The organism is Fischerella sp. JS2, assembly GCF_032393985.1.
Taxonomy (GTDB): domain Bacteria; phylum Cyanobacteriota; class Cyanobacteriia; order Cyanobacteriales; family Nostocaceae; genus Fischerella.
In genome coordinates, this window is sequence record NZ_CP135918.1 from 1,314,237 (window position 1) to 1,340,034 (window position 25,798).

A 25,798-nucleotide genomic window follows, 5' to 3' on the forward strand; every position below is an offset into this window, starting at 1 on the left:
ACAGAGGTGGGAGTGGGGGGATAACAATATCACCCCATTACCCAAAGTGTTACTTTTACATGTCAGTCAGAAAAACCGCACTACTTACCTACTTAAGAGGTAATTTACTGTCTAGGTTTTCATCAAGTTGTTCCATTTCACTCCAGGATGTCTGAAGTGGAGGCTGTGCTTCTGGAAGCTTACCCGTTCGTAACCAGTGGTGCAGGTTTGAAGGTGAGTGTGCTTGATCGAGGCGCGATCGCAACTCCTCACCTTCCAAAATCTCTTTCTGCAACAGGGTTTGTGCTGTTTCTTCCAACAAGTCTTGATTGTGTTGCAGAATCTGCAAGGCCATCTGGTGAGCGCCGTCGATGATCTTCTTCACCTGACGATCAATCTCCTCCGCTACCTTGGGACTCACGGAACGACGGGGATTGCTGTAACCTTCTAAAAACTGTTGCTGGACTTTCTCAAAAGCGATTGGACCCAGTTCATTGCTCATGCCATAAAGGGTAACGGCACGTTCTGCCAGATCTGTTGCCTTTTGAATATCATCGCTGGCTCCAGTAGACACCTCACCAAAGACCAGTTCCTCCGCTGAACGTCCACCCAACAGGGTAGCAATGCGACCGCGAAGTTCACTTTCAATCATTAAAAAGCGGTCTTCCTCTGGCAACTGAACTGTATAGCCCAATGCACCGACACCACGAGGTACGATCGAGATTTTTTCCACTTTACCAGCACCAGGCATTAATGCACCGACAATCGCATGTCCGACTTCGTGATAGGCAACGGTCTTCTTCTCAATTTCATTTAAAACACGAGATTTTTTCTCTAAACCAGCCACTACGCGTTCAATCGCTTCATTGAAATCTGCCATTGTTACAGCGTTGCGATTTTGACGCGCAGCCAGCAGTGCCGCCTCGTTGACCAAATTTGCCAGGTCTGCACCAGCAAATCCGGGGGTGCGGATCGCGATTTTCTCCAGATCAACGTCCTCTGCTAATTTGACATTGCGGGCATGAACTTTCAGAATGGCTTCTCGCCCGATTTTATCGGGGCGATCAACCACAACTTGTCGGTCAAACCGACCAGGACGCCGTAGAGCCGGATCTAGGATCTCCGGACGGTTCGTCGCAGCTAAGATAATTACGCCCGTATTGGCATCAAACCCATCCATTTCAGTTAATAATTGGTTGAGGGTCTGCTCGCGTTCGTCATTGCCACCAATAAACGGGCCATTGCCACCGCGAGATTTACCCAGAGCATCTAGTTCATCAATAAACACAATGCAGGGCGCTTGTTGCTTGGCTTGCTCGAACAAATCACGCACCCGTGCTGCACCAACCCCAACAAAAAGTTCAATGAACTCTGAACCAGAAATACTGAAGAATGGAACGCCTGCTTCTCCCGCAACCGCTTTGGCGAGGAGGGTTTTTCCTGTGCCAGGCGGTCCCACCAGTAAAACACCTTTGGGAATCTTAGCTCCTAAACGAATATAGCGATCAGCGTGCTTGAGAAAGTCTACAATTTCTTGAAGTTCTGCTTTAGCTTCATCCACCCCCGCAACATCATCAAACTTCACGCCTGTAACGCCTTCTGAATAAATTCGCGCTTTGCTCTTACCCACAGTGAGGGCAGCAGGCCCCGCCCCTTGAGCGCGGCTGAACAACCAAGCCCAAATACCAAAGAAAATTAGCGGCGGCACTACCCAACTGAGTATCGTTCCAATCCAGCCCGTATTGTTTGGTGGTGGAGCAGCAAATTCCACATTGTGTTCCCGCAAAATCTTGGGTAAGTCGAGATCCAGGGCAACAGGTGTAGTTTCTAAGATAATCGGAGCCTGCTTTTGTGCGCCTGGTTTGGATTTCAGCATATACTGAATCCGGTTAGGACTGACGATCGCTCGCGCCACCTGCCCATTCTCCACTTGTTCAATGAAAGTGCTGTAGGGAACCTCTGGCAGACGGGGGCGCAACGCTGGTAAGAGAAGGAAATTCAATAGCAACAGTGCAGTCACGAAAATGATCAGGCTGTTGCCAAACTGTCTTGGTTTTGGATTCTTTTGCGAACGTTGAGTCTCAGTTTCAACAGGCATAGACACCTACCTCAATCTAGTTTGAAAAGAAGGCAGAAGGGGTAAGAACTTTCATGGCAAGGTTAGTGTACCAACGTTCATGAATAGCTATCTTGAAAATAAGGCAGTGGTAGCTGGGGGCAGTCCCAATGAAACAATATTCACAGTCAAATGATGAAACAGATATTTTCCCCTATACCCTCATACCCTTACACCCCTACACCCCCTTTTCTTTGTTGTGAACTCTATTCGTGAGATGCTCGGTAATGATTGGTAATGATTGGTCAAATTTGGTGTTGTTATTATAATTAGTTAGGTCTTGACTATTACACTTTAATTAATTACAAAACTCCCCCAAGCAATCGGTTGGGAGAACCGTCATAATCTCCGTTCGGGAAACACTACTTCAAGCAAACTCAGAATCTCAAAATAGTTTGCTATCTATATTGAGTAGAGCAGCTACAACGAAAATCTAACCTGCATTTCAAAATTGAAGTTAGATGCTTGTGCTGCTCAATCTATATTGGTGTATACAAACTCTACAAACGATAAAAATTGATTGCAAAGGAGGCTAACCGTATGAGAATAATGCGTTGGCAACCTTTTGAGCGAATGGAATCGTTACGTCGTCAGCTTGATCAAATTTTTGACGAGTTTACGGGTACATCTACAGAGCGTGAAGCTGCTTGGTATCCTGCCATTGAGTTAATCGATACCTCTGATAATCTGGTGTTGCGTGTTCAACTTCCTGGTATTGATCGCAACCACCTTAATATTCAAGCGACGCGAGATGCTGTACTGATTGAGGGCGAGTATCCTTATCCACAGCAATCTGAAAACAGTCAGTGGTTCCGCTCGGAGTTTGCCTATGGTAAATTCCGTCGGCTGATCGCCTTACCTGTTGCGATCGAACCTGATCGCGTACACGCCGAGTTTCAGGATGGTATTTTGACCCTCACTCTACTTAAAACTGAACAAGAACGTCGTCGGGTTGTGAAGGTGAACTTAGGCGAGTTGTCAGGTTCAACCTCCACTGCCACCCTAGAAGCCGCTAGCGAAACTGTACCAAACGGAAACAATCACGGCAGTTAAATGAATCGTGAAGGCTCCTCCCTAACCCTGAGGGGCCTTTTCACCCCTTAACTGATTTAATTATCATGTCTACTTGAAGACTTATTATTAAGGCTGATGCACCGGACGTAGAGATATTGTTGACGTAGCTAAAATGAGACTCCATGAGCCAGGTAGTTTACTACTCACTGCCTGGCTCTTTTCAATCAAAATAAACGAGTGCTATCAAGCACCACGCTCAAAACTCCCAATTACCCATTACCAAGCGTAGGGCTTAAACTCTTTATCCAGCGGCGTTTGAGCAATGTGATTAGTGTAGTTATGGATAACTTTCACAGCAATACCTAAAATTACCTCTAGAACTTGTTGCTTTGTGTAACCAGCATTCATAAATGTCTCGATTTCTTCGTCAGTTACCCAACCACGAGCTTGCACCAAGAGCTGAGTAAAGTGACGAAGTGCCTGTAGTTTTGGATCTTGCAGGAGTTCACCATTTCGCATCGCATCTATATCTTTGGTGGACATACCAATCATTTTCGCCAAGCCTGAGTGTGCTGCCATGCAGTAGTGACACTCGTTTTCATAATTGGCTGCCAAGTAGACTATCTGCTGTTCCACTGGACTAAAGCTAGTTGTGCTGAAAAGATCCCACAGAGCCATACCACCCTGCAAAAGTGCAGGCGCTTCGGCACAGATACCCTCTAGATTGGGAATGAAACCAAATGTTTCCTTGACATGGCACAGAGCTGCTCGAGATGCTGCGGGTACTGTTTCTAGAGTATGAATAGTGAATTCCATTGTGCTGTATTTTTTAAAGTATTGGTATTATCAACATTGGATGTCGGAAGGGAAAAACCCGCTCGACAACGCTGATCACACACTTGTCACTGAGTAGACAAAATTGTCTACTGTTTAGTAGAATATCTTAAGTAGACAATTTTGTCTACATAATGAGAAATCAATGGCACAAGAGACTAACCAAATTTACAATCGCATTCTGGAAACCGCTTCCGAGCTTTTCTACCAAAAAGGGATTCAGCACGTTGGAATTAACGAGGTGATAGCTGCTTCAGACGTTGCCAAACGGACTTTCTATAAGTATTTTCCTTCAAAAGACCAACTCATTTTGGAGGTGATGCGCGATCGCGAAAAGCAGTGGTTGCAGTGGTTTCAAAAATCTGTTGAAGAGCGAGGAAACACAGCTAAAGAAAAACTACTCGCAACTTTTGATGTGCTGGGGGAGTGGTATGCTCAACCAGATTTTCGCGGGTGTCCCTTTATTAATGCAGTCCTAGAAATTGCCGATGCAAATCATCCAGTTCATAAAGTTTCTGTCTCTTTACGTGAAGCGATCCGCACTCATATTGTCAAACTAGCAATAGAAGCAGAAATTCGCAATCCAGAAGCATTCTCTCAACAGTACTTGCTGTTAATTGGTGGTGCTAGTTTAATGGCAACGATTGAAGGAACTTCAGCAGGAGCAAAATATGCTCGTCAAGCTTTATCTATTCTCATTGATGGAAGTTAATGTCTAGTTTCCAGATTTGAACTTATGTCTTAACATTACTTAACTTAGTACCTAACGCCTTGATCTTTACTGGTGTAGAGTGAGTGAAACAGACACACTGAAAACATAAGCAGTTCATAAAACTTAAAAATTTCAAAAGGAGTCGAACTAATTATGTTTGCAGTATTTGTTGTTTTAACTCGTAATTATCTTGGTCAGGCAAAATTCAATCAAGTACGTGGAAAATTAATTGTATTACACACTCAGGCGATTACTTACTTTTGCGATCGCTTTGGAATTGACCGTATGACTCGCCAAAATCTCATCCGTTTGGCTCATGCTAATGGCAAGCGATTGGGTTTACTTTCTTAGAAAGAGTTGCCAAAATGTTTTTCTGCCGACATCGAAGCCGACATCGAAAAAGTGACCATATCCTGAAATGGAAAATTGCGCTGTAACATTAGCCACAGACATTTAGTAGGGTTAACGTAGAATTTAGGATTAATAACCTCATGCATATCTACTGTTCACTAATTATCTTTTTGGTTTGTCGAATTATATATTAATTTGACTAATGACTTATTGCTTTTTATTATCAACTGAGCGTAGACATGCCAAGGATGTCTGCGCTTATACATATTTACTGTGTTGAGATTTACCTAAGAAATTAATGCTAGATGAAATAATTGATTGAATATAAGAACAAATTAATAATTAACTACAGAATTCTCCATTAATTCAGTAAAATTAGGGCTATGTATGAAAGATAAAAAAACGGCTATTTTATTATTCTAGCGGCTGATAAAAAGGAAAACCGCTTCATAAGGTAGTCAAAGAATGAACAAGTGGATCACAAAGCTAACAGTATATATATTATTATTTTATTACTTGTTACTTGGAACTAATTATGCTTTTGCCAACCAAGCTACAAATACTTATGTAGCGCAGTCTAATAATCTACCAGGAATTGAACAATTAGCAACTGCTGAATATAGTTTTAAAGAGAATAGAAAAGAAGATTTTTGGCGATATCGTGAGGCGATAAAAGGAACAGACAAATTAGAGGGACTTTTTACAATTTATCGCGATCAAGAAGATGACAAAATTTACTTGGAACTGAAACCAGAACAACTCAATAAAAATTATCTTTGTACAGTAACATTGGAATCTGGCATTGGAGAAAGCGGGATTTATAGTGGACTACCTCTGCAAGATTTTCTCTTTTACTTTCGACGAGTGAATAATAACTTGCATTTTGTTGTTCGTAATGTCAAGTTTCGTACAGAACAAGATGAACCAGAATTGCGATCGCTTGCTCGTTCATTTAGTGACTCAGTTCTTTATGCCCTCGAAATTAGCAGTATCGACCCATATAGTAAAAACATTCTTATTAATCTTAATAACCTGCTGATGCAGGATTTCCCAGGATTAACTTCTTTATTGAAATATTATTTGCGGGCTGATTATCGCCTGGAAGAAAATAGGTCATATTTTGGTGATATTGACAGCTTTCCTTTCAACTTAGAGATTGAATCTATTTACAGCTTTTCATCACCAGAGGGAGCATATTTAGTCACCTTACCAGATAGCAGAGCCTTGACTTTGAAAGTACACTATAGTTTTTCTCAGCTACCTGAAAACAATGGTTATATTCCTAGACTTGCTGATGACAGAGTCGGATATTTTATTACTGCCTTCCAAGATTTTTCTAAAAATAATGGCAAAGAGCCATTTGTACGTTACATTAATCGCTGGCATCTTGAACCATCGAACCCCAATGCACCTTTATCTCCACCAAAAAAACCAATAATATTTTGGATTGAAAATGCTGTACCACTGGAGTATCGCGACGCCATTCATGAAGGCATCTTGATGTGGAATCAAGCATTTGCCAAAGCAGGATTCCAAAATGCCATTGAAGTCCGACAAATGCCAGATGATGCTGATTGGCATCCAGCAGATGTGCGTTACAACACGATTCGCTGGTTCAATTCTTTAGATGCAGGTTTTGCTAGAGGCCCAGCCCGCGTTAATCCCGTAACTGGAGAAATATTGGATGCAGATATCATTGTTGACGCCAACATGGTGCGATCAATTCAGCAAGAATACCGCGCTTTGATGGAGTCAAGTGTCAATCGTCAAGGGTCAATTATCAAGAGTCACGAGATCAAAATTACAAATCAGGAATATCAAAACAGCAAGATAAATCCATTTACTAAATGCATTGATAATAATTTATCCCAGACTCTAAACACTGGATTATTGATTTCTCAACAAGATTCTGACTTCTGCTATGGTGCGGAATTTTCCAATCAAGTAGCGATGGGGGCGCTGGCGCTGTCACTGTTGCAAAATGCTACACCAAGTAGTGATGAGATGAAAGAATATGTGCATCAATATATACGTTCCCTCATTGCTCACGAAGTCGGACATACACTAGGTTTGCGCCACAATTTTCACGGTAGCACGATGTTAGCGCCCCAGGAATTAAACAACACTGAAATTACTCACACCAAGGGTTTAGTAGGTTCAGTGATGGATTATTTACCTGTAAATATAGCACCTCAGGGAACACAGCAAGGCGACTATTTTCCTACAGTTATTGGTCCTTACGACGAATGGGCAATTGAGTACGGTTACAAACATCACCCAGACTTACCAGCAGAAGCAGTAATTCCCGAAGCTGAAAAAGATTTTTTAGAGCAGATTGCTTTGGCTTCTCCTCAACCAGAATTATCTTACGCTACTGATGAAGATATCTGGGATATCAATCCTCTGGCAAATGTCTGGGATATGAGTAGTGACGTGCTTGTTTATTCCCAATGGCAAATGGATAATGCCCGTGCTATGTGGCAACGTCTTGACCAGCATTACCCGTTGAGAGGAGAAAGTTATAGTAACTTGCGGGTGTTGTTTAACAGCATTCTCAAATATTATTTTCGTAACGCTTCTTTGTTGACTCAATACATAGGTGGGCAATCATTTGGGCGTCACCATGCTGATGAAAATCTGCGTCCTAGCTTTGTACCAGTTTCTGTAGAACAACAACGTCAGGTATTAGCAAAGTTGCAAGAATATGTATTTGCTGAGGATGCTTTCAATTTCCCACCGCAATTGTTGAATCAGCTAGCACCTTCGCGTTGGCAACATTGGGGTAACTTTATACCTGTATCCCGCCTTGATTATCCAATTCACGAACGTATTCAACATTTCCAAGCTTTAATACTAAGATCACTCCTAGATAGCGATCGCCTCAATCGTCTCCGGGATATAGAATTTAAAACAACACCTGGACAAGCACTTTCCATGCCAGAATTATTCAATACTCTACAAAAAAACATTTGGACAGAAATTGTAGACACCAGGAAACCAAAATTAATTTCTAGCCTGCGTCGTTCTTTGCAACGAGAACACCTAAACATTTTGCTCGATATGGTATTGCGTACCACAGATGTACCAGAAGATGGACGCACACTAGCTTGGTTTGAATTGCGCCAACTACGCCAAGTCATTGATGATAGTCTGAAATATCAAAATGAAAACCTTGATATTTACACACTAGCTCATCTTGAAGAAACAAGCGATCGCATCACCAAAGCCTTAAACGCCCGATTGCTTTCAAGATAATTTTATACTTCTGTCTGCTTGGTTACACGTTTTAGCGCCGATGCTGATGGATATCTACCAACTTCCATCAATGCTTGTCGTTCTAGAATTCGTTCTTCATTGTTAAAATCCAAGATGCGTGCTGTCACCTCTGCAATATCTATCTGTAAGTGGTTGAATCACAGCTTCATCTAATCGAAAATGCTCACCCCAAAAGTCTCGACGTGGATTGAAAAACCGCACTAGTTCTCCAGTTTGCCAATTAATTGAGCCTAAATCTGTCCCTTTTTGCAGATTGCAGTAAATGCAGGCGTAACAAAGATTATCGGTTGTCGTGGAACCCCCATGTTTGACACTGATAATATGGTCAACTTGAAAACTAACGCCGTTTGTTTCTGGAATTAGGCAATATTCACACAAGCAATCAGCGCGACCGGCAACTAAACGCCGTAATTCTAAACTAATGTAAGATCGGGGCATTCTCAGTAATTACTCTGCATCTATATATTTATAGGCTCGCGCTTTTGCCAGCCTAATTATATGTTCCAACGTGAGGAAATTGTCTAATTCTTTTTTTTCTTGTGGTGTCAGTTTTCCCATTTTGTGTTTGTAAACTAAATCTTCTAAACGCTCCTGTGCTGTATTTGAGAGTTTAAAATCAATAACACTTTGGGGAGTAGTACCAGCAGCGATGAAATCTATAATTTCGTCGTAGACTTTGGTTGTATTTACAGATGTGGTCATAAGTTTACCTGAATAGGGGTTTAGGGGTGTAAGGGTTTAGGGGTTTAGGGGTGTAGGAGGATGTTTGAAAAGTCCTCTGGTAAATAACAAAATATTCTCTGATTTACTTGGGCAGATACTCAGCTTAATTCTCAAGCCCTACTGCCTCTATTTATAATGCTTTCATTTGACCGCTAATCTGGAATACTTGCACTTCTCATTGATTCTACTGAGAGTAATTAAGCGATAATAAGCTTATCTGCCCATAAAAGCACAGTTATGACCTGCTGCCTTAATCTAGCTTGCCACAACCCGCCAAATCCTGATATTACAAAGTTTTGCTCTAGCTGCCGGACAGGACTAGTAGTGCTGAGAACCGTTATCGCCCCATAAAATCATTAGGTGGCGGCGGATTTGGTAAAACTTATTTGGCAGAAGATATTGACAAATTAAACGAAAAGTGCATCAAAAAGCAATTTACACCGCAAGTCCAGGGAGTACCAGGACTGCAAAAGGCGACGGAACTATTTGAGCAAGAAGCTAGAAGACTGCAATAGTTAGGGGAGCATCCGCAAATTCCTACGCTATTAGCTTATTTTGAGCAAGATAATCGCCTGTATTTGGTGCAACAGTTTATTAATGGACAGAATTTATTCAAAGAATTACAACAGCAGGAATGTTCAACGAGCAGAAAGTCAAAGAATTATTGCTCGATTTGTTAGATATTCTGAAGACGGTTCATCAACAGAAAGTCATTCAACGCGATATCAAGCCAGAAAATATCATTCGTCACAGTGATGGGAAATTAGTACTCATTGACTTTGGTGCATCCAAGCAACTGACAGCCACAGTGATGACTAACCCAGGAACTGCGATCGGTTCCTTTGGTTATGCGCCACCCGAACAAATGCAGGGAGGTGAAGCTTACCCAGCTAGCGATCTATATAGTCTCGGTACAACTTGCTTTCACCTGTTGAGTGGAATTCACCCTTGGCAACTTTGGCAACGACAAGGTTATGGTTGGGTTGCGAGTTGGCGACAACATTTACAGCAACCAGTCAGTCATGAATTATGGCAAATGCTCGATAAATTGTTGCATGAAGAACACCAGCAGCGTTATCAATCAGCAACAGAAGTTTTACAAGATTTAAATCCGCCGCCACCTTTAATACCCCCAACTCAGCCAGTAATTCCAGCGCCAGCTTCACTACCTGTTACAGTACCTTCTCAACCTCCAATATCAACGCCAGTAGCATGGCCACAAAGATTACTCGCAGGTGTGGCTATTACTTTGGGGGGATTAGTGTCAACCCAATTCATTAGTTATGTTCGCTATGGCTTATTTCCAACTAATCCCATATCTGTAATTGCTAGCAAAGATAGCGATGTTTTCTTAAAAAGAACCCTTACTGGGCATTCTGGCTCAGTTATTTCCGTTGCTATCAGCCCAGATGGAAAAACCCTTGCCAGTGGTAGTAATGACAAAACCATCAAACTGTGGAATCTGGCAACAGGAGAGCAAATCCGCACCCTCACTGGGCATTCTAGTTGGGTTATTTCCGTTGCTATCAGCCCAGATGGCAAAACCCTTGCCAATGGTAGTTCTGACAACACCATCAAACTGTGGAATCTGGCAGCAGGAGAGCAAATCCACACCTTCACTGAGCAGCAGTCTAACAGAAATAGTTTGACCAGGACTGGTTTCGTCGCCGTCGCCTTTAGCCCAGATGGCAAAACCCTTGCCAGTGGTAGTTATGACTGGTCATCAATAGAACTTGACGACGAAAAATACCTTGCCAGTGGTAGTACTGACAGAACCATCAAACTGTGGAATGTGGCAACCGGAAAGCAAATCCGCACTCTGACTGGGCATTCTGACTCGGTTTATTCCGTCGCTATCAGCCCAGATGGCAAAACTCTTGCCAGTAGTAGTATTGACAAAACCATCAAAATTTGGCGGCTAAAGTAGTGAGTTTTAACACTAGCCTTTAACTCTAATTCTTCTTTTCTTGCTGAATTCTTTGAGCGATCGCTTTTTCAATTATCCGATGATTCTCTTGTATCGGTTTACCATCTCCAGTAAACATCGACGGATATATAATTGCTTCTGAGTCGGGAGTACGGCCAAAAAACTAAAACTAGCGTAGCGACTGTCTTATAAGATTTACTAACCACTAACAAGCAAAAACCAACCTTAAGTTAGTACCTTAAAACCTTTATCTTTACTGGAACATTTCAGAGGCTGATTAGAAACTGAAGTTATCAACAGTGTATTTATCTGTTGGTTTGAAAGTAAACTTTAGTTTCTCAAATTCCCCGCCTGAAAAGTGCAATTTTTTAAGAAATTATTCCCAATAATTGGGGACTCAGCCCATGACTGACACTATTATTAATCCTATTGAGCGTCCTCAAGTGACGCAACAACTTTCAGAAAATGTCATTCTCACAACCGTAGATGATCTTTACAACTGGGCAAAAATGTCCAGTCTGTATCCCATGATGTTTGGTACAGCTTGCTGCTTCATGGAATTCATGGCTGCTTATGCTTCTCGCTTTGATATGGAGAGATATGGCATGATTCCCCGTGCAACTCCCCGACAGGCAGACCTGTTAATTACCGCAGGTACAATTACTATGAAGTATGCTCCAAACTTAGTACGACTCTACGAGCAAATGGCAGAACCAAAATATGTGATTGCTATGGGAGCTTGTACAATTACAGGAGGTATGTTTAGTGCAGATTCTCCCAGTGCAGTTCGCGGTGTAGATAAATTAATTCCAGTTGATGTTTATATACCAGGATGTCCGCCTAGACCAGAAGCAGTCATAGATGCAATTATTAAATTGCGGAAGAAAATCGCTGACGAAAGCATTCAAGAACGGCAGATTACCCAACAAACTCACCGCTACTACAGCATTTCCCACCAAATGAAAGTAGTATCTCCTATCCTGGATGGACAATATCTCAGAAGTCCAGAACGACAAACTATACTCAGTGAAATTGCTGAAGTAACAGGCTTGCCATTGCCTTTGACACTACCAGAAGCTACAGCTAATAAGTTATGAAGCTTAAAGTTTGAAAATACTTGGTGACTTTGTGCCTTAGTGGTAAAAAATCTTGAACCACTAAGATACAAAGACACAAAGATTTTTCATATGTTCTGTTGTCTACTTAATTGAATAGTCAAACTATGGTGCAAAAAGAAAAAAGGGATGCGTCTGAACTTTTTTATGCTTTCTTCTCTTTAATAAAACCCCGCCCAATTAAAACTCCCAAAGAGTCTGCCTCTATCATTGATCAATGGCAATCTCATGTGTTACCTCATGGTTCCATTGAAGAACTGGCACAAAACCTTTGGCATGTTACTGGTATTTTTCCTGCTGCCGTAGTGCCTCGTGAAATGGTGCTGTATAAATTACCAGATTCCACGCTTCTCATCCACAGTGCGATCGCATTAAATCAACAGGCTATGGCACAACTAGAATCTTTAGGTACACCAAGAATCATGATTGTACCAAACCGCATTCATCGGTTTGATGCTAGCCTGTACAAACAGCGTTATCCTGAGTTATTAGTAGTTTGTCCGGCTGCGGCAAAAGAGTATGTGGAAGAAGTAGTTCCTGTCAATGGCATTGCTGAGGAAATTCTACCGAAATACGGTATCATTTGTCATCAACCACTTGGTCTCCGTCCCCAGGAATTAGCCTATGAATTGCCATTACCAACAGGAAAAGCGTTGGTATTTACAGATATTCTTTTCAACTTAACTGAGTCATATTTACAGCAGTACCCACCGAATAACAGGTGGATTCTTCGTTGGTTGGGGGCAAGTGGCTATTTTGGTATTACAGCTTTAGGCAAACGGTTTTTTATGACAGATAAAAATGCCTATCGTCATTGGTTGGAAGCTTTAGCTGATAATATCCAAGATTTGCAAGTGATTTGTGTAGCACACGGTGAACCGATAACAGTTGATTGCTCTGAGAGATTGCGTGAGGCGGCTGCAAGGCTGTTGTAGGTATATATTCGTTTTAGTTTAGTTTAAATGAACTACTACATTAATATTTTCTGTAGAATTGCGATCGCCTCATTTACGCTCTCAACCACATGAATATTGACTGGCGATAGTTTTTTGAAAAAAATTTTGCTTTCTGCATCGTCATTCAATAGAATTATTTGCTTATTTGCTTTCAAAGCTAGCGCCACTTCGGAAGCTGTTCCCGCACCCATTCCACAGGCAATCACTACATCAGAGGAAAGAACGTTAATATTATTGCGAGCATTGCCCATATCGGTAAAAATAGCAATATCTACCGCTTCAGAAATATCTTTTTGCTGCTCACTAGGTAAGATACCAATTGTTAAGCCATTGGCAGACTTTGCACCCCTATTTACTGCATCCATTACTCCAGATTTTCTACCGCCTGTCAGTAAGATCCATCCTTGTTGAGCGATTAATTCCCCCAATCTATAAGCATTTTGGACATCGGCTTCTGTTGCTTTTTCTCCAGGCCCCATTACTCCAACAATTTTTTTCCTCATCATTAGCTGTGTAACCTGAGTTTTATTACGGTATAATTTAAAACATCTCAGAAGCTAATTATGCGTCACCCAAAGTACTTGTAGAGACGTGCCATGCGTCTCTACACTAGTTGTCACAGAGGTTTATAGTGTTGTTGTCGCAGAGCGATCGCTCAACACATCTTCAATAGTAGTCCATAAATCACCTCCAGTTACAGGTATACCGTTATTAGGATGGCTGGCTGTCGTCTAGCTGTCCGCGATAGACCAGGCCCTAATCCTGTCAATTTAATTCCAGCTCGTTTACTTTGGTTTACTAAAAGCGCCCAATAGGACACTATAGAAATTTTAGTTGGTTGAAGAAGATATAGATTGTATATCTTGAAGTTGAAAATCTGAGCTAATTTGACTGGCTCAGATTTTTAATATTTATATTGTGTGTTTTAGGATAGGCTGAGCAGACCCTGAAAAATAAATACTATTTGGGTAAAGATTTAAGTTATCTCCAAGAAATAATATCGTGTCTGGATAACGACTTCATATTCCGACTGTGATGCTCCTTCGGAGCGGACAAATTTAATTCGTGAGACCCTCTGTTGGTTCAACAAAGTCCACTTAGCCTAATTTCCTCACGCTATTTAACCTAGAGGTCGTTCTTGGAGCAAGCTTTTAGTTTGCCTGAATGTTGTGCTTCTCTATTCTTTCAATTACATGTATATCTTCTAGCAGCTTTATAACTTAAATTTGCTACGTATTTTTATCAGTTTTTCATCAGAAATTTACTAAATTTGTATAATTTTTTGTTAACTTAACACTTAGATCCTCTAAGTAAAATTATCTACCAAAATTTAAATCTAGCCTGATAAGTAGGGTATGGCTAGATCGTCAAGAATTCGTGTAAAACTTAGGAACTAGATAGAAGATGCGTATAAATTTAAGCAAGCTAGTGTCATTGCTAGCAGGGACTGCGGCTGTAGTTGGATGTTTGTCAGGTAAAGCTGCCGCTAATTCTACATTCAAAGAAAACTTACCTCCTGGCTATCAACTTTATTCAGGGGCGCTTGTGGTTGGTCAATCATGCTCCTGTGCAGATTTTGGCTTACCAGGAGCGCCAAAAGCACCTCCATGTCCTGAGACTACTGATGACATTTGTTTTGGCAGTTCCAATACTCGTTATGCTTGGGCTTACACTGATGTTACTGGCATCAAGGGTGAAGAATGTGTCGAAAAACAGCAAGAAGGTCTAACTATTGGGCCTTGTTTTCAACTCGATGGTGACGATGCTGGTGATTTATGGCAAAACACCAGACCAGATTACCTACTACAGCATGACCCTATACAACTCTTTGGCATACAACCAATCTGCTGGTGATTATGCTCTGACCATGGCAAGCATCAATCTCGACCTGAACAACAGAAATCTACAGACTGCGAATTCCTCACCATTCAACAGTAATTACGCAATTATCGTCACATCCAACACAAGCACGCTCAACGTCGTCAGAAATGCTTTGATTAAGTCTGGGATTCCTGCTAAGGCTATCAATAACTATATCTTTCCAGCCAAGTATGCTAATGCTGCCACCAGTACCACCCCTGAACAGTTGTCGTTTTTGTTACGTATGACGACTCAAACAACACAGGAAAGACAACGAGTCGATACTTTTGCACAACAAACAGCACCAAATACAAAAGTAGTTTTTGTGAAAGCTCCTGGTACTACTGGTGATGTCACCGATGCTCAATTAAAGCATTGGGAAGATAATTTGAGAACTGACACCACAGAGTACCAACAACAGCTAGATAAGAAACTCGATTCATTACAAGCCAATGTAGTTAACTACTACCAACAGCAGGGCTATACCCTTAAACACACTATCACTGAGACATTGAAACACTCAGATCCAGTTGGTTGCAATACAAACTATAATTTTTGTGCGTATGATTCGCCAAATGCAATCTACACTTCCTACGTCTGCGACTTTGCTCAAGTTACAGTTTTGGGCTGTGCAATCTCTCCAAAACAAGGAGATTTTTTGATGCTGATTGGGGTAGACCACTCTAGTGTTGTCGCAGACCCTAACAAAGGGCTTGCAACTTATTTTTCTTATGAGAGCAAAGGAGCCAAAGGAGAATCATTTTCTTTTGTCGGACTTTACACTCAAGGTTCAGCTAATCGCTTCTTTCCCTCAGGTGATGGTTCCAATCTCTTCGCTATTCGGATTAGTCCCTACTCCTGTGGTGATGACCCCTACTGTGTCATTCCCTACTCCAAAGGTTCACCTGAAGGTGAAAATTCCTTTTTCCTGTTAGGTCGTGTCTATCTCGATGAAGTCACTGCTACTGGTCCTAATCCTGCTAATCTCATTCCTGCTCGTATACTTTGGTTGGCGTTGCATAATAGCGGTATGAATTGAGGTCAATTAATCATGGAATGTCCACGCTGTGGATCTTGTCATAACCGTAAGAATGGAAAGAAAAGAGGTAAACAGAATCACATTTGCTGTGATTGTGGTCGTCAATTCATTGATGTCTATAAACCACCCAGGGGCTACTCGGATGAAATCAAACAAGAATGCCTAAAAATGTACGTCAATGGTATGGGATTTCGTGGAATTGAAAGGGTGAAAAACGTTCATCATACTACCATTATTCATTGGGTTAAACGAGTGGGTACACAATTGGCGGATACACCAAATTCAAAGGAAATTCCGCAGGTGGGAGAACTAGATGAATTAGAAACATTTATTGGTTCAAAAAAATAAAATCTGGTTGTGGACGGCGGTAAATCACTTTACTCAAGGTATTCTTGCTTGGGTTTTAGGTGATCGTAGTTCGACTACTTTCCAACAGTTATGGAACATTGTCCAGTGTTGGCAGAGTTATTTTTACGTCACAGATGGATACCCTGTTTACCCTTGTTTTGTTCCTGATGGTGACCAAATTGTGAGTAAGACCTACATGACACGAGTCGAAAATGAAAACACAAGGCTTAGACATTATTTGGCTCGTCTTCATCGTAAAACTTTATGTTATTCCAAAACCGAGGAAATGCTGAGATACTCTGTTCGATTGTTATTGCACTACCTCAAATATCGTTCTGTTCCCTTACCTGCCTAAAACATACCTTTATTCAGCAACGCCCTTTGGTTTACTAAAAACAACTAGTACTGTGTCACGCTAAATTTGCCGGAAAAAACCAGAGACTGTAGGAAAAAAGGAAAAGATAAAGGGAAAAAGTAAGTATTTTTCCCTTTATCCAGTAAATTTTTTACAAACTTTTTAAAACAGGCTTTTGAATATCTTCTTGCAGTCACATATGTCAGTTCCTCCACCTCTATTTATCCTGGGTTCTCCGCGTTCTTTTACATCCTTAATTTGCGCCATGCTAGGTCAGCATCCTGAAGCTTACGGGATGCCAGAACTAAATTTGTTTATTACCGATACTTTAGAACAACTATCAGAACGCATGAAGGGAATGCGTCAGTTTCAAATGCATGGTTTGTTGCGTACAGTTGCCCAACTCTACGCAGGTGAACAAACAATTGCATCAGTGGAAATGGCACGTCGTTGGGTTCTAACCCGGATGAATAAGACTAATGGTGAAGTATATGTCGAACTGTGTCGTAAAGTAGCACCACTACGCATTGTAGACAAAAGTCCTGCCTACTCTACCAAACTCGAAATTCTTAACCGGATGCATGAAAATTTTCCCAATGCTTATTATCTGCATCTAATTCGCCATCCTAGAACCCAAGGAAAATCCATCATGAATATTGCTGATGGTTTAATGGCTATACTCGCCAATTCTATTGATTATTCAACAGACCCACCTACAGTTGATCCTCAGCTTTCGTGGTATAAAATGCAATGTAATATATTGGAATTTTTAAGTACTATTCCTCCTGAGCAACAAATGTGCTTACGTGGCGAAGAGATGTTAAGTAATCCTCGCTTATATTTTGAAAAAATATGTAACTGGTTAAATCTTTCTTGGGATGATTCAATCTATGAAATCATGTTGCATCCTGAAAACTCTCCATATGCTTGTTTAGGCCCCTATGGCGCTCAATTGGGTAACGACCCCAATTTTCTCAAGTCACCTGGTTATCGCGCCTCAACCATTAAACCTAGCCATTTAGAGGGACCTTTACCCTGGCGTCCAGACAACAAAGGTTTTATGCCTGAAGTGATTAAGATGGCTAGAGAATTTGGGTATGAGTAAACCTATATGAGAAAGGATGGAATTGCGATCGCTATGCACGCAATTCCAACTAATACCAATTTGAAAAAAGAATGCGACAGATGGTAAAAATAGACAGAAGTAGCATTCAGGGTATGTGATGGTAGGGGTAACACAGATCGAGATAGTTGATAGTGTCGAGGAACTAGAGAAGTTGCTCAGACATCAAAAACAGTCTCGGAGCAAAGAACGTATACAAGCCCTATATCTGATTAAAGGGCAAGAAATGAGTGTAAGTGAGATTGCTAAAATCTTGGGAAAACATCGAGCTACAGTACATCGATGGTTGGCAGATTATCGAGAAGGAGGAATTGAGGCGGTTGTTGAATTTGGAACGAGTTCAGGTCGAAAAAGAGCAATACCAGATTGGGCTGTATCGAGTTTGAAAAAACAACTCGAACAACCAGAAGGTGGGTTTCAACGGTACACACAAATACAACATTGGTTAGAAAAAACCTTGGGTGTGCAAGCTGAGTACGCAACTGTACATCATCTGGCACGTTACAGGCTCAAAGCCAAGCTGAAAGTCCCACGTCCGCGTAACCGAAAACAGGACGAAGAAAAACTAGAGTCTTTTAAAAAAACTCGGTGATGACTTGCAATTAATTGCTCAATACAGTGCCATTATCTTGCCCCAGTACGAAAATATTCGTTATTTTGTACAAGATGAGAGTCGATTTGGACTCAAAACCATTGAAGGACGTAAAATTACTCTTCCCGGAGTTAAGCCTATTGGTGATTGGCAGTGGCAATTTAAAGCGTTCTGGCTATATGGAGCAGTTGAACCACTTACTGGGGAAAGTTTATTTTGGCAGTTTTCTCATGTTGATACCGAATGCTACCAACAATTTTTGAACGAGTTCGCTGCCTGTTATCCCAAATCACTTAACATTCTCCAAGTTGATAACGGCTTATTTCATAAAGCTAAACGTTTACAAATTCCAGAGAATATTGTTCTTTTGTTCCAGCCTGCTCATTCTCCTGAACTGAATCCCATAGAGCGCGTTTGGGAATATCTCAAGCAAGACTTGAAATGGGAGCTATTTGATCACCTGGAGCATCTGCAAACCAAGGTTGCTCAACTCCTAGCTCTCCTCACTCCTCAAATTGCTGCTTCTTTGACTGGTTATGACTTCATCCTCAATGCCTTATCTGTCGCAAACATTTTTTGAATTGGTATAAGATAGCTGTCTTCCTGAATTTGTAGTTCTTCATCTGAATTTACTCCTAACGAGGACTTCAGCCCTCCTTTATACATAAAAAAATTAAGGACTAAACAGTCCTTAGTGAAAAAATATTCTTACAAGCAAATTACCAGAATATAATTTTATTTGAAAGAAATTGACACATCTCCATTGCTTTCAGAATTGAGTGCATCAGACTTGAGGAATTCCTTAGCTTTGCTATCCTGTTTCAAATAGGCATCCCAAAAAGAGAGGCTAGCAGTTTTTACATAACTAAAGATGGTTCCTTCTTGCTGTTGACCACCACCAAAAAATCTGCGATCGCCACCCCCAAAACCACCACCTTGGCGACCACCAAAGCGTTCTCGTAACCTCCAACCACGTTGTCGTCCTATTTCACCCCTAGCTTGTCCACCGTCAGCAAATCTACCACTGAATGAAAAGTGGGAAGCCCCCTCTATAAAAACAAGATACTTTTCGCCTGCAGGAGAATACTTAAAAGGCTCCTCTTTCCAATCTGGTCCTTGCCCTTGAGCGCCTCTATCTTTGGAACCTGTCATCGTCATCATCGGCAGATTTATTTTTGCCCAAGAGTTACGAGTCAGTCCCTGTTGACCAGCTCCCTGAGGAGACAACAACAAGACCGCACGCACGCGACGATCCGCGAAACTTTGTGCTTTAGCTCCTCCTGGTATATCAATGGTTGCTCCGCCGACCAACTGAGCAGTATAAGCACCATAGGAATGACCGCCAACACCAATACGTTGAGTATTCATTTTGCCTTTTAACTGTGGTGCTTGGCGTTCTAGTTCACTCAAAGAACTAATAATAAAAGATATATCGGTTGCACGGTCTTTCCAACCTTTGGCATCGCCCAGCATTTGTCGGACGCTTTCACGCAAGTTTTCAGAGTTACCTTGTTGCCTGTTTAAGGCTATTGAATCTGCATGGGTAGGCTGGATGCAGATATATCCTTGACTAGCCCAAAAGCGAGTCAGAGGAGCGTAATCATCCTTGGAAGCACCAGCCCCATGAGAAAAGATAATCACAGGAAACGACCCTTGTTGTCCTTCCGGGTAAGAAACCTTAATTGGTATCTGACGGTTGCGTTGGGCATCATTGAGTATTATGTTGTCCACAATCCCAACATCATAAACTTGTTGATTAGATGTGTATGTAGATGCAACTGATGAGCGATCGCTTACTGAGGTTGGTGAAGACTGAGCAAACACGTGATTATCATTCCACTTAGAAGAACAAGCCGTCACAGTAGGAGATATCAATAAAGTTATTGGCATAAGTAAGGCAAAACATCTAGCTATTCGTACCTTTAGAAAATTTTTATTTTTCACACCAACTTCCTCAATACAACAGATAAACTACTAGAAAGTCAGTTGATTAGTCTAAAGAATCTATTGCTGACTCTACACAAAATAATTGCTTGCCAATATTCTAGATACACATGAACAGAGATCACAATTGTCTATAGTGAAAGTCTCTTTTTTATACTCAAGTTTTAGAATCCATCATTTTCAAGACAGTTTGTGAGGTTTCACTGATTTCTTTGACATCCTCATTCGCTTTTTGTTCCTCTACTGTAGTAATTAAATTGAGTTCTTTTTCTGTTGTCTTCAACAATTTTTGTAGCCAAGCTTGACGGTTATTTAGTGTTTCTTGACGTTGTTTAATCTCATCTGGTGTTGTGAAACTAAGATTCAGTTCCAAAGCAAAATGAGACATATCGTCAATAAATTCCAGCATACTTCCTTGAGTAAGCTTAGGCTTTTGGTGATTTTCCTCTGAGCTTTCTTCTAGTTTATTCTGAGATTTATTCCCCTTGAAAAATCCTATAATCTTAGCCAGAGAATTAACTTGTTTCGTTTCTGTAACTACATCTTCTTTGATTTGGGAAAGCGACTCAAGTTCTAGCTGATTTTCGTCACGTAGTGCTTTTAACCAAAGCTGGCGATATTCCATCTGGGCTTGGCGCTGTTTAATTTCTTCTATACTACTAGATCCATAAACTCTTTCTATATCCATAATCTGTCTTGCAACTTTTTGCTATGTAATTTCTAGAAAAATTTGTCAATTAATAAAATTCAAGGAATCCAAGACCACAATTCAATTTGAATAAATCGAACAATAGGACGGGTAAACGCTATGATTACAGGCATACTTTTACCCTCAATTTTTGCATAACCAGACATACCAGATTTTAAAATTCTGCTAGTTCTGGGAAACTCTACTACTACCTTCACTACTCGACCGGATGTTGCATTTGTAGATTCTAGCGTTGTACCTGAGGTTTGATTAACAGAAACCTTACTTGATGAATCATCAGTGCTGGTAATAGGTTCAATTGAAACTACATGTCCAATCAAAGGATCATTGGGATATGCAGCCAGCTTAACTTCAGCCTTTCCTCCAGAAATAATTTCACCTACTTCATATTCAGGAATTTGAATTTCTCCATAAATATTGCGGGAGTTTTCTACAGTAGCAAAGGTATCGCCCTTATCTAAATAATTACCTACTTTTTGCTGCAATTCAGAAGTAACTATATATCCATCAAATGGCATGACTAACTTAGTACGTTTAAGCTGACTATTCAGATATGACAGTTGTTGGCGAAGACGCTGGATTTCTGCTCTAGTAGCAGCTATCTCCTGACGCACGGCGTCTAGTTCTTCCGGATAAGGTCCACTCTTTACTAAACTGAGATTAGCTTTTGCTTCTTCTACTTTTTGATATTTAACTGCGACATCTCCTTTTGCTTCCTGTAGACTTTGTTGAGCTTTTTCAACATTTTGCTTCATTTCCTCGACGGTGTTACGATCTGTTGTGGCACGCTTATCAGCATCTTCATATTGTTGGCGAGAATAAGCACCTTGTTCTGACAAATACTTAAATCTTTCAGCTTCACGAAGACTAAATTCAGCTTTACTAATAGCAGTCTGAAGCGCTCCTTTAGCTACTTCTACTTCTTGTTGTACGACTTTTACTTTTTGCTTAGCAACTTCTACTTGTTGGCTAGCAACTCCTACTTGTTGTTTAGCAACTTCTATATCTTCTTTTTTAGGAGTAGCTAGTAGCTTAGCTAGTTCAGCTTCCTGCTTTCTCATATCAGCTTGTTTACTGTTTATTTGCTCCTCTGTTTTAGAAAATTCGTTGCTAATTTCTGGAGCTTCCATAGTTGCTACTACAGTTCCGGCTTTTACCCAAGTACCATCACCACCTTTGAGTAAAACTCGTGTAATTTTTCCTTCAACTTCAGCTTGTATTTGCTGTTGCTTAGAAGTTATTAATTTAATTTGACCACCAGAACGGTATGGATATGGTAAAAAAAGAGCCAAGCCTCCAAGCATTGTACATGCTTTTAAAAATGTACCTAACCAAGATTTATTAACTTTCTGATTTGCGTATTCTGATTCTTTTGCTGATGTAATCATATCTCTTGTCACTAAATTATTAAATTTATGGGAGTTCAACCATCTAGATATTGGTTGGCGTAAAACGAGTGCTAACAGTGCAAATAAAAATATATAGGTAGTACCATTACCTAAAATTCCGGGTAAGTTTTCTGCTAAACCCCCAGCAGCAAAATAAATGATTGTCAAAATCATCGATATTGAAAAAAATCCTGCACCCAGCAAAAACAGTTGCAGTCCTAATTTTTGTTTTTTAGGTAATGATTTTGGTAGGGGACGGCGATTAAGTAACATATCCCAAACCAAAAAAGACCGTTGAAACAAATTAGGTGGTAGACGAAAATAAGCAGTTGTCCATACATAGCCATCAGAAGGCCATAGAGGACTTGCATCTAGTAAAAAATCTATAAAGCTGGCATGAGCTAGTAAAAGAGCATAATTGCTCAATTGTGTTCCTGTTTCACGATGTAAGTACCAAACTAAAACACCCAAAACAAATAAAATTGGTCTTACAATCACAGGAATTGCTAGTGTCCATAATTGTCTGTGACGCTGAAGCTGCCACATAGGCTCTCGATCAATATAAAAGCGTGGTAAAAATCCAGCAGCAAGAACCAAGCCAAACTTCGTAACTGTGCCACCATAATAAGTAAGCACTACACCCTGAGCTAGTTTAGCTGTTAGAGATGCAAAAATAAGATTAAATGCATAAATTTGTAGATAAGGTAAAGAATGAATTCCAGAAGTATAATCAGACCACAAGAGAAATTGATTATTAAATAAAGTTAAAAAAGCTATGGGTATACCAGGTATCAATCCCCAAACTGATAATTGAAATAACAGACTAAATGGTGCAAAAATATTTTTTATAACAGCAAATGTTTTACCAGGATTGCCAGCAGACCATATGTAGACTTGAGATTTAATTTTTTCTTTTTTAGAAAAATTCATACCAGAAGATATTCTGGTATATTCATTTTGTTTAATTTCTAATAATGGTTCCTGTATTGCATTTTCTATATCTGCTTCAGATGTAAATGGTTCGAGAAGATTACACTCTGCAATTTGACGAGAAAATTGGTAGAAATCTTCTTCTGCTAGTAGGGTATTAAAACGAGATATAAATTTATCAATGATTACGGATGGAGTAGCTATTCCATTCATCGATTGGCAAAGAAAATATTCTTCCAATCCGAATTCAAATATTTGCTCAGAGTTGGGAATTTTAACTTGGTAACATTCAGGCTTTTTCCCTACTTGTGGAATTCTTTTAATTTCTAAATCTCTACGCCAACGGTTCTTTAATGGTTTATACATGAGAAAATAACAGGAAGTTTTGGCTCAAAATATTACTTATTTGTATAATGGGACTTTGCTGGAAAAAATGTTACTAAAAGCAGAAAATTTTTAGCTTTTGAGATTTTTGTGGATCAGATAAGGGAGAGAAACTCATAAATTTCTCTCCTCTTTTTTTTCTTACTCATCCCAGTTTTTAACAGGATTGGAGTATTTGTTGTATTTCCTAGCAAGTTAATTTAAAAATACTTTTTACTCCATGTAACCGAGCATTTGTAGCTGAGCAATGATTTGTTGTTTTTCGTCCTCACTAATATCGCCAGTTCCTGTATTTGCTTCTTCGCCAGTAACAGTAGAAGCACCAATTTTGATTGGTTTTAAATCTAATTGGGTTTCAGTGAAAAACTCTTCAGGTACATAACCTTCAAAATCTGCGGGGACTGGTAGACCAAGACTATACAGCAGAGCAGCTGGAACATCTACAACATTTTGGCGCTTCCCTTCATAATTGGATTTTATTCCGTATCCTCCTGCTAGGAAAATACCGTCAGGATGATGAGTTCCTCCTGGTGTCTCACGCGGTTCAACCGCAGGTTGGTAATTTTTGATCGAGACAAAACCATAGTCGCGCAGCACTAAAGTTAAGTCAGGAGCTTCATGCATAGCAGCTCCAGAATAAACATCTTCCCGTTTATGAATTGCTTGGATAATCCTTTCGCCTGTATTCTGATCTCGGAAATTCTCCAAATCACAAATTAGTTTTTCCCGGAAGGCTTCGTATTCTGAAGGCTGAACACCGGGATCTCCTGGTTTTTCGGCTACACGGATTGTGATGCCGTTACTGGAGGGAGTACGGCAGTAAGCTAGAGTTTTATCCCAATCTAGATTGGCAAACCAACTAGATTCACGTCTATTGCTTGCTTCAGAACCGTCTGTTTCTTTCCATACTAAGTAACCTTTTTCATGCAAAAAGGTATTGATGCGAACCACTTCTGTTGTGGCTGTGAAGCCGTGGTCGGAGGCCATAAATACTTGAGCTTCAGGGCCAGCAAGTTCTACTAGGCGCTGAATATAAGTATCTAACTTGCGGAAATACTCTAGACACAGTTCCCGCATCCGTTTTTGCCAAGGAGAAGGATTAGCTGGTATCAAGGCAGGATCGAGAAACATCCAGATTTGGTGCTGGAGTTTGTCTACACCATCAAATAATACTGCCATCAAGTCGGGGTTATCTTCTTTGAGAAGTTTCTCGGCAATTCGGAACCACTGTTCATCGCGAGGGATATGATAGCGAACCCAGTTTTCTAAATCTTCATCGGTCATAACCTCCAAGGTTTGTTTTTCACGGTCAAAGTCCCAAGCTAATTCCTTAGGATCAAAATCTGGAATTTCCTTGAGACGATCATATAAATTGGCTGGAGTTGTGTTGCGGCGCAAGTGTTTCCAAGGAACAAAACCTGGTATTAAAGCTCCATTAATTGGTAAGGGTGGAGCAGTGAAGGGAAAGTTTAAAGCTACAACTGTAGCATTTTGGCGACTGGCGATCGACCAAATAGTTTCTGTACGAATATCTCTGGCATCGTAAAGGGTAAAAAAGACATCCCCTGCTTTTTCTTCAGCACGAATAAAGTCGTAGACACCGTGATTTCCGGGAGTTCGACCAGTCATGATAGAAACCCAAGCTGGAGGAGTCAGAGGATTAGGAGTAGAAAGCAATTTAGCCCGCGCACCGTTTTCAATAAACTGTTTCAAAAAGGGCATTGTCACACCTACATCCGGTAGGTCACGGATCATCTCATTGATAACGGTGAAAGTCGCACCATCTAATCCTATAAATAATGTTTTTGTCATCACACCCCTCCGTTTAATTGGCTTGAAACAAAATTCACTAGCTGTCCTACGCTTAAGTCATCAACGTAACGACCATCCTGCATTAACAATCGAGCAAAGCCAAATTTCTGCTTGAAATGGTCTTCTATAGCAACAACAAAATGGATGATATCGATAGAGGCAAAGCTGAGGTCTGTTACTAGCTGGGTATCAAGACTGATCTCATCAGATTCCAAATCCCAGTCTTGGATGATGTCTTTGAGGATATCAATAATTGTTGATTGAATCGGAGAGTCTATGGCTTGCATAAAGGTTGTTGTGAAAGAAATTTG

General features: G+C 40.6%; 26 protein-coding genes. 16 read left to right on the plus strand and 10 right to left on the minus strand.

Features of this window, described 5'->3' with window-relative positions; all coding sequences use genetic code 11:
• Positions 1-88 precede the first annotated feature (88 nt).
• Complete coding sequence (ftsH, locus tag RS893_RS05490) at positions 89-2,077, minus strand: ATP-dependent zinc metalloprotease FtsH (protein ID WP_315790238.1); 1,989 nt, start codon at positions 2,075-2,077, stop codon at positions 89-91.
• A gap of 558 nt (positions 2,078-2,635) precedes the next feature.
• Here ftsH and RS893_RS05495 point away from each other — a divergent pair.
• Complete coding sequence (locus RS893_RS05495; protein ID WP_315790239.1) at positions 2,636-3,148, plus strand: Hsp20/alpha crystallin family protein; 513 nt, start codon at positions 2,636-2,638, stop codon at positions 3,146-3,148.
• 237 nt (positions 3,149-3,385) lie between these two features.
• On the opposite strand, the gene RS893_RS05500 is transcribed toward RS893_RS05495, so the two are convergent.
• The gene (locus RS893_RS05500; protein WP_315790240.1) at positions 3,386-3,925 is read right to left on the minus strand and encodes a carboxymuconolactone decarboxylase family protein; all 540 of its coding nucleotides are present in this window, start codon (positions 3,923-3,925) and stop codon (positions 3,386-3,388) included.
• A 163-nt stretch (positions 3,926-4,088) separates the two neighbouring features.
• Between RS893_RS05500 and RS893_RS05505 the strand changes: the two genes are divergently transcribed.
• The 3 genes from RS893_RS05505 (at position 4,089) to RS893_RS05515 (ending at position 8,261) form a co-directional block, all read left to right on the plus strand.
• On the plus strand, positions 4,089-4,655 hold the full coding sequence (locus RS893_RS05505; protein WP_102151318.1) for a TetR/AcrR family transcriptional regulator: 567 nt from the start codon (positions 4,089-4,091) through the stop codon (positions 4,653-4,655).
• Positions 4,656-4,808: 153 nt separating this feature from the next.
• Positions 4,809-5,006: a cyclic electron transport protein PGR5 gene (gene pgr5 / locus RS893_RS05510; protein ID WP_102151319.1), complete on the plus strand. Its 198-nt coding sequence runs from the start codon at positions 4,809-4,811 to the stop codon at positions 5,004-5,006.
• A 465-nt stretch (positions 5,007-5,471) separates the two neighbouring features.
• Complete coding sequence (locus RS893_RS05515) at positions 5,472-8,261, plus strand: zinc-dependent metalloprotease (protein ID WP_315790241.1); 2,790 nt, start codon at positions 5,472-5,474, stop codon at positions 8,259-8,261.
• Positions 8,262-8,363: 102 nt separating this feature from the next.
• On the opposite strand, the gene RS893_RS05520 is transcribed toward RS893_RS05515, so the two are convergent.
• The gene (locus RS893_RS05520; RefSeq protein ID WP_396336432.1) at positions 8,364-8,720 is read right to left on the minus strand and encodes an HNH endonuclease; all 357 of its coding nucleotides are present in this window, start codon (positions 8,718-8,720) and stop codon (positions 8,364-8,366) included.
• A 9-nt stretch (positions 8,721-8,729) separates the two neighbouring features.
• Positions 8,730-8,984: a hypothetical protein gene (locus RS893_RS05525; protein WP_315790242.1), complete on the minus strand. Its 255-nt coding sequence runs from the start codon at positions 8,982-8,984 to the stop codon at positions 8,730-8,732.
• Between the two features lie 258 nt (positions 8,985-9,242).
• On the opposite strand from RS893_RS05525, the gene RS893_RS30455 reads away from it, so the two are divergent.
• The 5 genes from RS893_RS30455 (at position 9,243) to RS893_RS05540 (ending at position 12,982) form a co-directional block, all read left to right on the plus strand.
• A complete protein-coding gene (locus RS893_RS30455) occupies positions 9,243-9,356 on the plus strand; it encodes a 4-Cys prefix domain-containing protein (protein WP_425475833.1) in 114 nt (37 codons plus the stop codon).
• 35 nt (positions 9,357-9,391) lie between these two features.
• Positions 9,392-9,520 (plus strand): hypothetical protein, encoded by a 129-nt coding sequence (locus RS893_RS30460; RefSeq protein WP_425475834.1) that lies wholly within the window; start codon positions 9,392-9,394, stop codon positions 9,518-9,520.
• A 119-nt stretch (positions 9,521-9,639) separates the two neighbouring features.
• Positions 9,640-10,932, plus strand: a complete 1,293-nt coding sequence (locus RS893_RS05530) for a protein kinase domain-containing protein (RefSeq protein ID WP_425475835.1) — start codon at positions 9,640-9,642, stop codon at positions 10,930-10,932.
• Between the two features lie 404 nt (positions 10,933-11,336).
• Entirely contained in the window at positions 11,337-12,029 is a 693-nt protein-coding gene (gene nuoB / locus RS893_RS05535; RefSeq protein ID WP_315790243.1) for an NADH-quinone oxidoreductase subunit NuoB, read from the plus strand.
• A 125-nt stretch (positions 12,030-12,154) separates the two neighbouring features.
• On the plus strand, positions 12,155-12,982 hold the full coding sequence (locus RS893_RS05540) for a hypothetical protein (RefSeq protein ID WP_315790244.1): 828 nt from the start codon (positions 12,155-12,157) through the stop codon (positions 12,980-12,982).
• Between the two features lie 35 nt (positions 12,983-13,017).
• Here RS893_RS05540 and RS893_RS05545 read toward each other — a convergent pair whose 3' ends face one another.
• Positions 13,018-13,506, minus strand: coding sequence for a TIGR00725 family protein (locus RS893_RS05545; protein WP_315791876.1), 489 nt, complete (start codon positions 13,504-13,506; stop codon positions 13,018-13,020).
• 88 nt (positions 13,507-13,594) lie between these two features.
• Between RS893_RS05545 and RS893_RS05550 the strand changes: the two genes are divergently transcribed.
• From RS893_RS05550 to RS893_RS05580, 7 genes are all read left to right on the plus strand, one after another.
• Positions 13,595-13,738 (plus strand): hypothetical protein, encoded by a 144-nt coding sequence (locus RS893_RS05550; RefSeq protein WP_315790245.1) that lies wholly within the window; start codon positions 13,595-13,597, stop codon positions 13,736-13,738.
• 669 nt (positions 13,739-14,407) lie between these two features.
• Positions 14,408-14,857, plus strand: coding sequence for a hypothetical protein (locus RS893_RS05555; protein ID WP_315790246.1), 450 nt, complete (start codon positions 14,408-14,410; stop codon positions 14,855-14,857).
• Positions 14,814-15,902 (plus strand): hypothetical protein, encoded by a 1,089-nt coding sequence (locus tag RS893_RS05560; RefSeq protein WP_315790247.1) that lies wholly within the window; start codon positions 14,814-14,816, stop codon positions 15,900-15,902. The genes RS893_RS05555 and RS893_RS05560 overlap by 44 nt, the downstream gene beginning before the upstream one ends.
• A 12-nt stretch (positions 15,903-15,914) precedes the next feature.
• Positions 15,915-16,605 (plus strand): IS1 family transposase gene (locus RS893_RS05565; protein WP_315790248.1). Its coding sequence is split into 2 segments (ribosomal slippage): positions 15,915-16,246 and positions 16,245-16,605, totalling 693 coding nucleotides; the frame shifts between segments, so codons are not numbered across the junction.
• 199 nt (positions 16,606-16,804) lie between these two features.
• Complete coding sequence (locus tag RS893_RS05570; protein ID WP_315790249.1) at positions 16,805-17,710, plus strand: sulfotransferase; 906 nt, start codon at positions 16,805-16,807, stop codon at positions 17,708-17,710.
• A gap of 118 nt (positions 17,711-17,828) precedes the next feature.
• Positions 17,829-18,320 carry a helix-turn-helix domain-containing protein gene (locus RS893_RS05575; RefSeq protein WP_315790250.1) on the plus strand — a complete coding sequence of 164 codons (492 nt, stop codon included), beginning with the start codon at positions 17,829-17,831 and terminating at the stop codon, positions 18,318-18,320.
• 4 nt (positions 18,321-18,324) lie between these two features.
• On the plus strand, positions 18,325-18,900 hold the full coding sequence (locus tag RS893_RS05580) for an IS630 family transposase (RefSeq protein ID WP_315785248.1): 576 nt from the start codon (positions 18,325-18,327) through the stop codon (positions 18,898-18,900).
• A 155-nt stretch (positions 18,901-19,055) separates the two neighbouring features.
• Here RS893_RS05580 and RS893_RS05585 read toward each other — a convergent pair whose 3' ends face one another.
• The 5 genes from RS893_RS05585 to RS893_RS05605 all read right to left on the minus strand — a co-directional run bounded on the left by RS893_RS05585 (position 19,056) and on the right by RS893_RS05605 (position 25,774).
• Positions 19,056-20,210, minus strand: coding sequence for a hypothetical protein (locus RS893_RS05585; protein WP_315790251.1), 1,155 nt, complete (start codon positions 20,208-20,210; stop codon positions 19,056-19,058).
• A gap of 211 nt (positions 20,211-20,421) precedes the next feature.
• Complete coding sequence (locus tag RS893_RS05590) at positions 20,422-20,952, minus strand: hypothetical protein (RefSeq protein ID WP_315790252.1); 531 nt, start codon at positions 20,950-20,952, stop codon at positions 20,422-20,424.
• A gap of 59 nt (positions 20,953-21,011) precedes the next feature.
• A complete protein-coding gene (locus RS893_RS05595) occupies positions 21,012-23,657 on the minus strand; it encodes an HlyD family secretion protein (RefSeq protein ID WP_315790253.1) in 2,646 nt (881 codons plus the stop codon).
• Between the two features lie 231 nt (positions 23,658-23,888).
• On the minus strand, positions 23,889-25,487 hold the full coding sequence (locus RS893_RS05600) for an alkaline phosphatase family protein (protein ID WP_315790254.1): 1,599 nt from the start codon (positions 25,485-25,487) through the stop codon (positions 23,889-23,891).
• Positions 25,487-25,774: an acyl carrier protein gene (locus RS893_RS05605; RefSeq protein ID WP_315790255.1), complete on the minus strand. Its 288-nt coding sequence runs from the start codon at positions 25,772-25,774 to the stop codon at positions 25,487-25,489. Before RS893_RS05605 ends, RS893_RS05600 begins: the two co-directional genes overlap by 1 nt.
• Between the last annotated feature and the right edge of the window lie 24 nt (positions 25,775-25,798).

Excerpts from the sequence above, each read along its gene's own strand:
- ftsH (WP_315790238.1), bottom strand. The coding sequence starts at position 2,077 with ATGCCTGTTGAAACTGAGACTCAACGTTCGCAAAAGAATCCAAAACCA.
- RS893_RS05495 (WP_315790239.1), top strand. The coding sequence starts at position 2,636 with ATGAGAATAATGCGTTGGCAACCTTTTGAGCGAATGGAATCGTTACGT.
- RS893_RS05500 (WP_315790240.1), bottom strand. The coding sequence starts at position 3,925 with ATGGAATTCACTATTCATACTCTAGAAACAGTACCCGCAGCATCTCGA.
- RS893_RS05505 (WP_102151318.1), top strand. The coding sequence starts at position 4,089 with ATGGCACAAGAGACTAACCAAATTTACAATCGCATTCTGGAAACCGCT.
- pgr5 (WP_102151319.1), top strand. The coding sequence starts at position 4,809 with ATGTTTGCAGTATTTGTTGTTTTAACTCGTAATTATCTTGGTCAGGCA.
- RS893_RS05515 (WP_315790241.1), top strand. The coding sequence starts at position 5,472 with ATGAACAAGTGGATCACAAAGCTAACAGTATATATATTATTATTTTAT.
- RS893_RS05520 (WP_396336432.1), bottom strand. The coding sequence starts at position 8,720 with ATGCCCCGATCTTACATTAGTTTAGAATTACGGCGTTTAGTTGCCGGT.
- RS893_RS05525 (WP_315790242.1), bottom strand. The coding sequence starts at position 8,984 with ATGACCACATCTGTAAATACAACCAAAGTCTACGACGAAATTATAGAT.
- RS893_RS30455 (WP_425475833.1), top strand. The coding sequence starts at position 9,243 with ATGACCTGCTGCCTTAATCTAGCTTGCCACAACCCGCCAAATCCTGAT.
- RS893_RS05530 (WP_425475835.1), top strand. The coding sequence starts at position 9,640 with ATGTTCAACGAGCAGAAAGTCAAAGAATTATTGCTCGATTTGTTAGAT.
- nuoB (WP_315790243.1), top strand. The coding sequence starts at position 11,337 with ATGACTGACACTATTATTAATCCTATTGAGCGTCCTCAAGTGACGCAA.
- RS893_RS05540 (WP_315790244.1), top strand. The coding sequence starts at position 12,155 with ATGGTGCAAAAAGAAAAAAGGGATGCGTCTGAACTTTTTTATGCTTTC.
- RS893_RS05545 (WP_315791876.1), bottom strand. The coding sequence starts at position 13,506 with ATGAGGAAAAAAATTGTTGGAGTAATGGGGCCTGGAGAAAAAGCAACA.
- RS893_RS05555 (WP_315790246.1), top strand. The coding sequence starts at position 14,408 with ATGCGTATAAATTTAAGCAAGCTAGTGTCATTGCTAGCAGGGACTGCG.
- RS893_RS05560 (WP_315790247.1), top strand. The coding sequence starts at position 14,814 with ATGACCCTATACAACTCTTTGGCATACAACCAATCTGCTGGTGATTAT.
- RS893_RS05570 (WP_315790249.1), top strand. The coding sequence starts at position 16,805 with ATGTCAGTTCCTCCACCTCTATTTATCCTGGGTTCTCCGCGTTCTTTT.
- RS893_RS05575 (WP_315790250.1), top strand. The coding sequence starts at position 17,829 with ATGGTAGGGGTAACACAGATCGAGATAGTTGATAGTGTCGAGGAACTA.
- RS893_RS05585 (WP_315790251.1), bottom strand. The coding sequence starts at position 20,210 with ATGCCAATAACTTTATTGATATCTCCTACTGTGACGGCTTGTTCTTCT.
- RS893_RS05590 (WP_315790252.1), bottom strand. The coding sequence starts at position 20,952 with ATGGATATAGAAAGAGTTTATGGATCTAGTAGTATAGAAGAAATTAAA.
- RS893_RS05595 (WP_315790253.1), bottom strand. The coding sequence starts at position 23,657 with ATGTATAAACCATTAAAGAACCGTTGGCGTAGAGATTTAGAAATTAAA.
- RS893_RS05600 (WP_315790254.1), bottom strand. The coding sequence starts at position 25,487 with ATGACAAAAACATTATTTATAGGATTAGATGGTGCGACTTTCACCGTT.
- RS893_RS05605 (WP_315790255.1), bottom strand. The coding sequence starts at position 25,774 with ATGCAAGCCATAGACTCTCCGATTCAATCAACAATTATTGATATCCTC.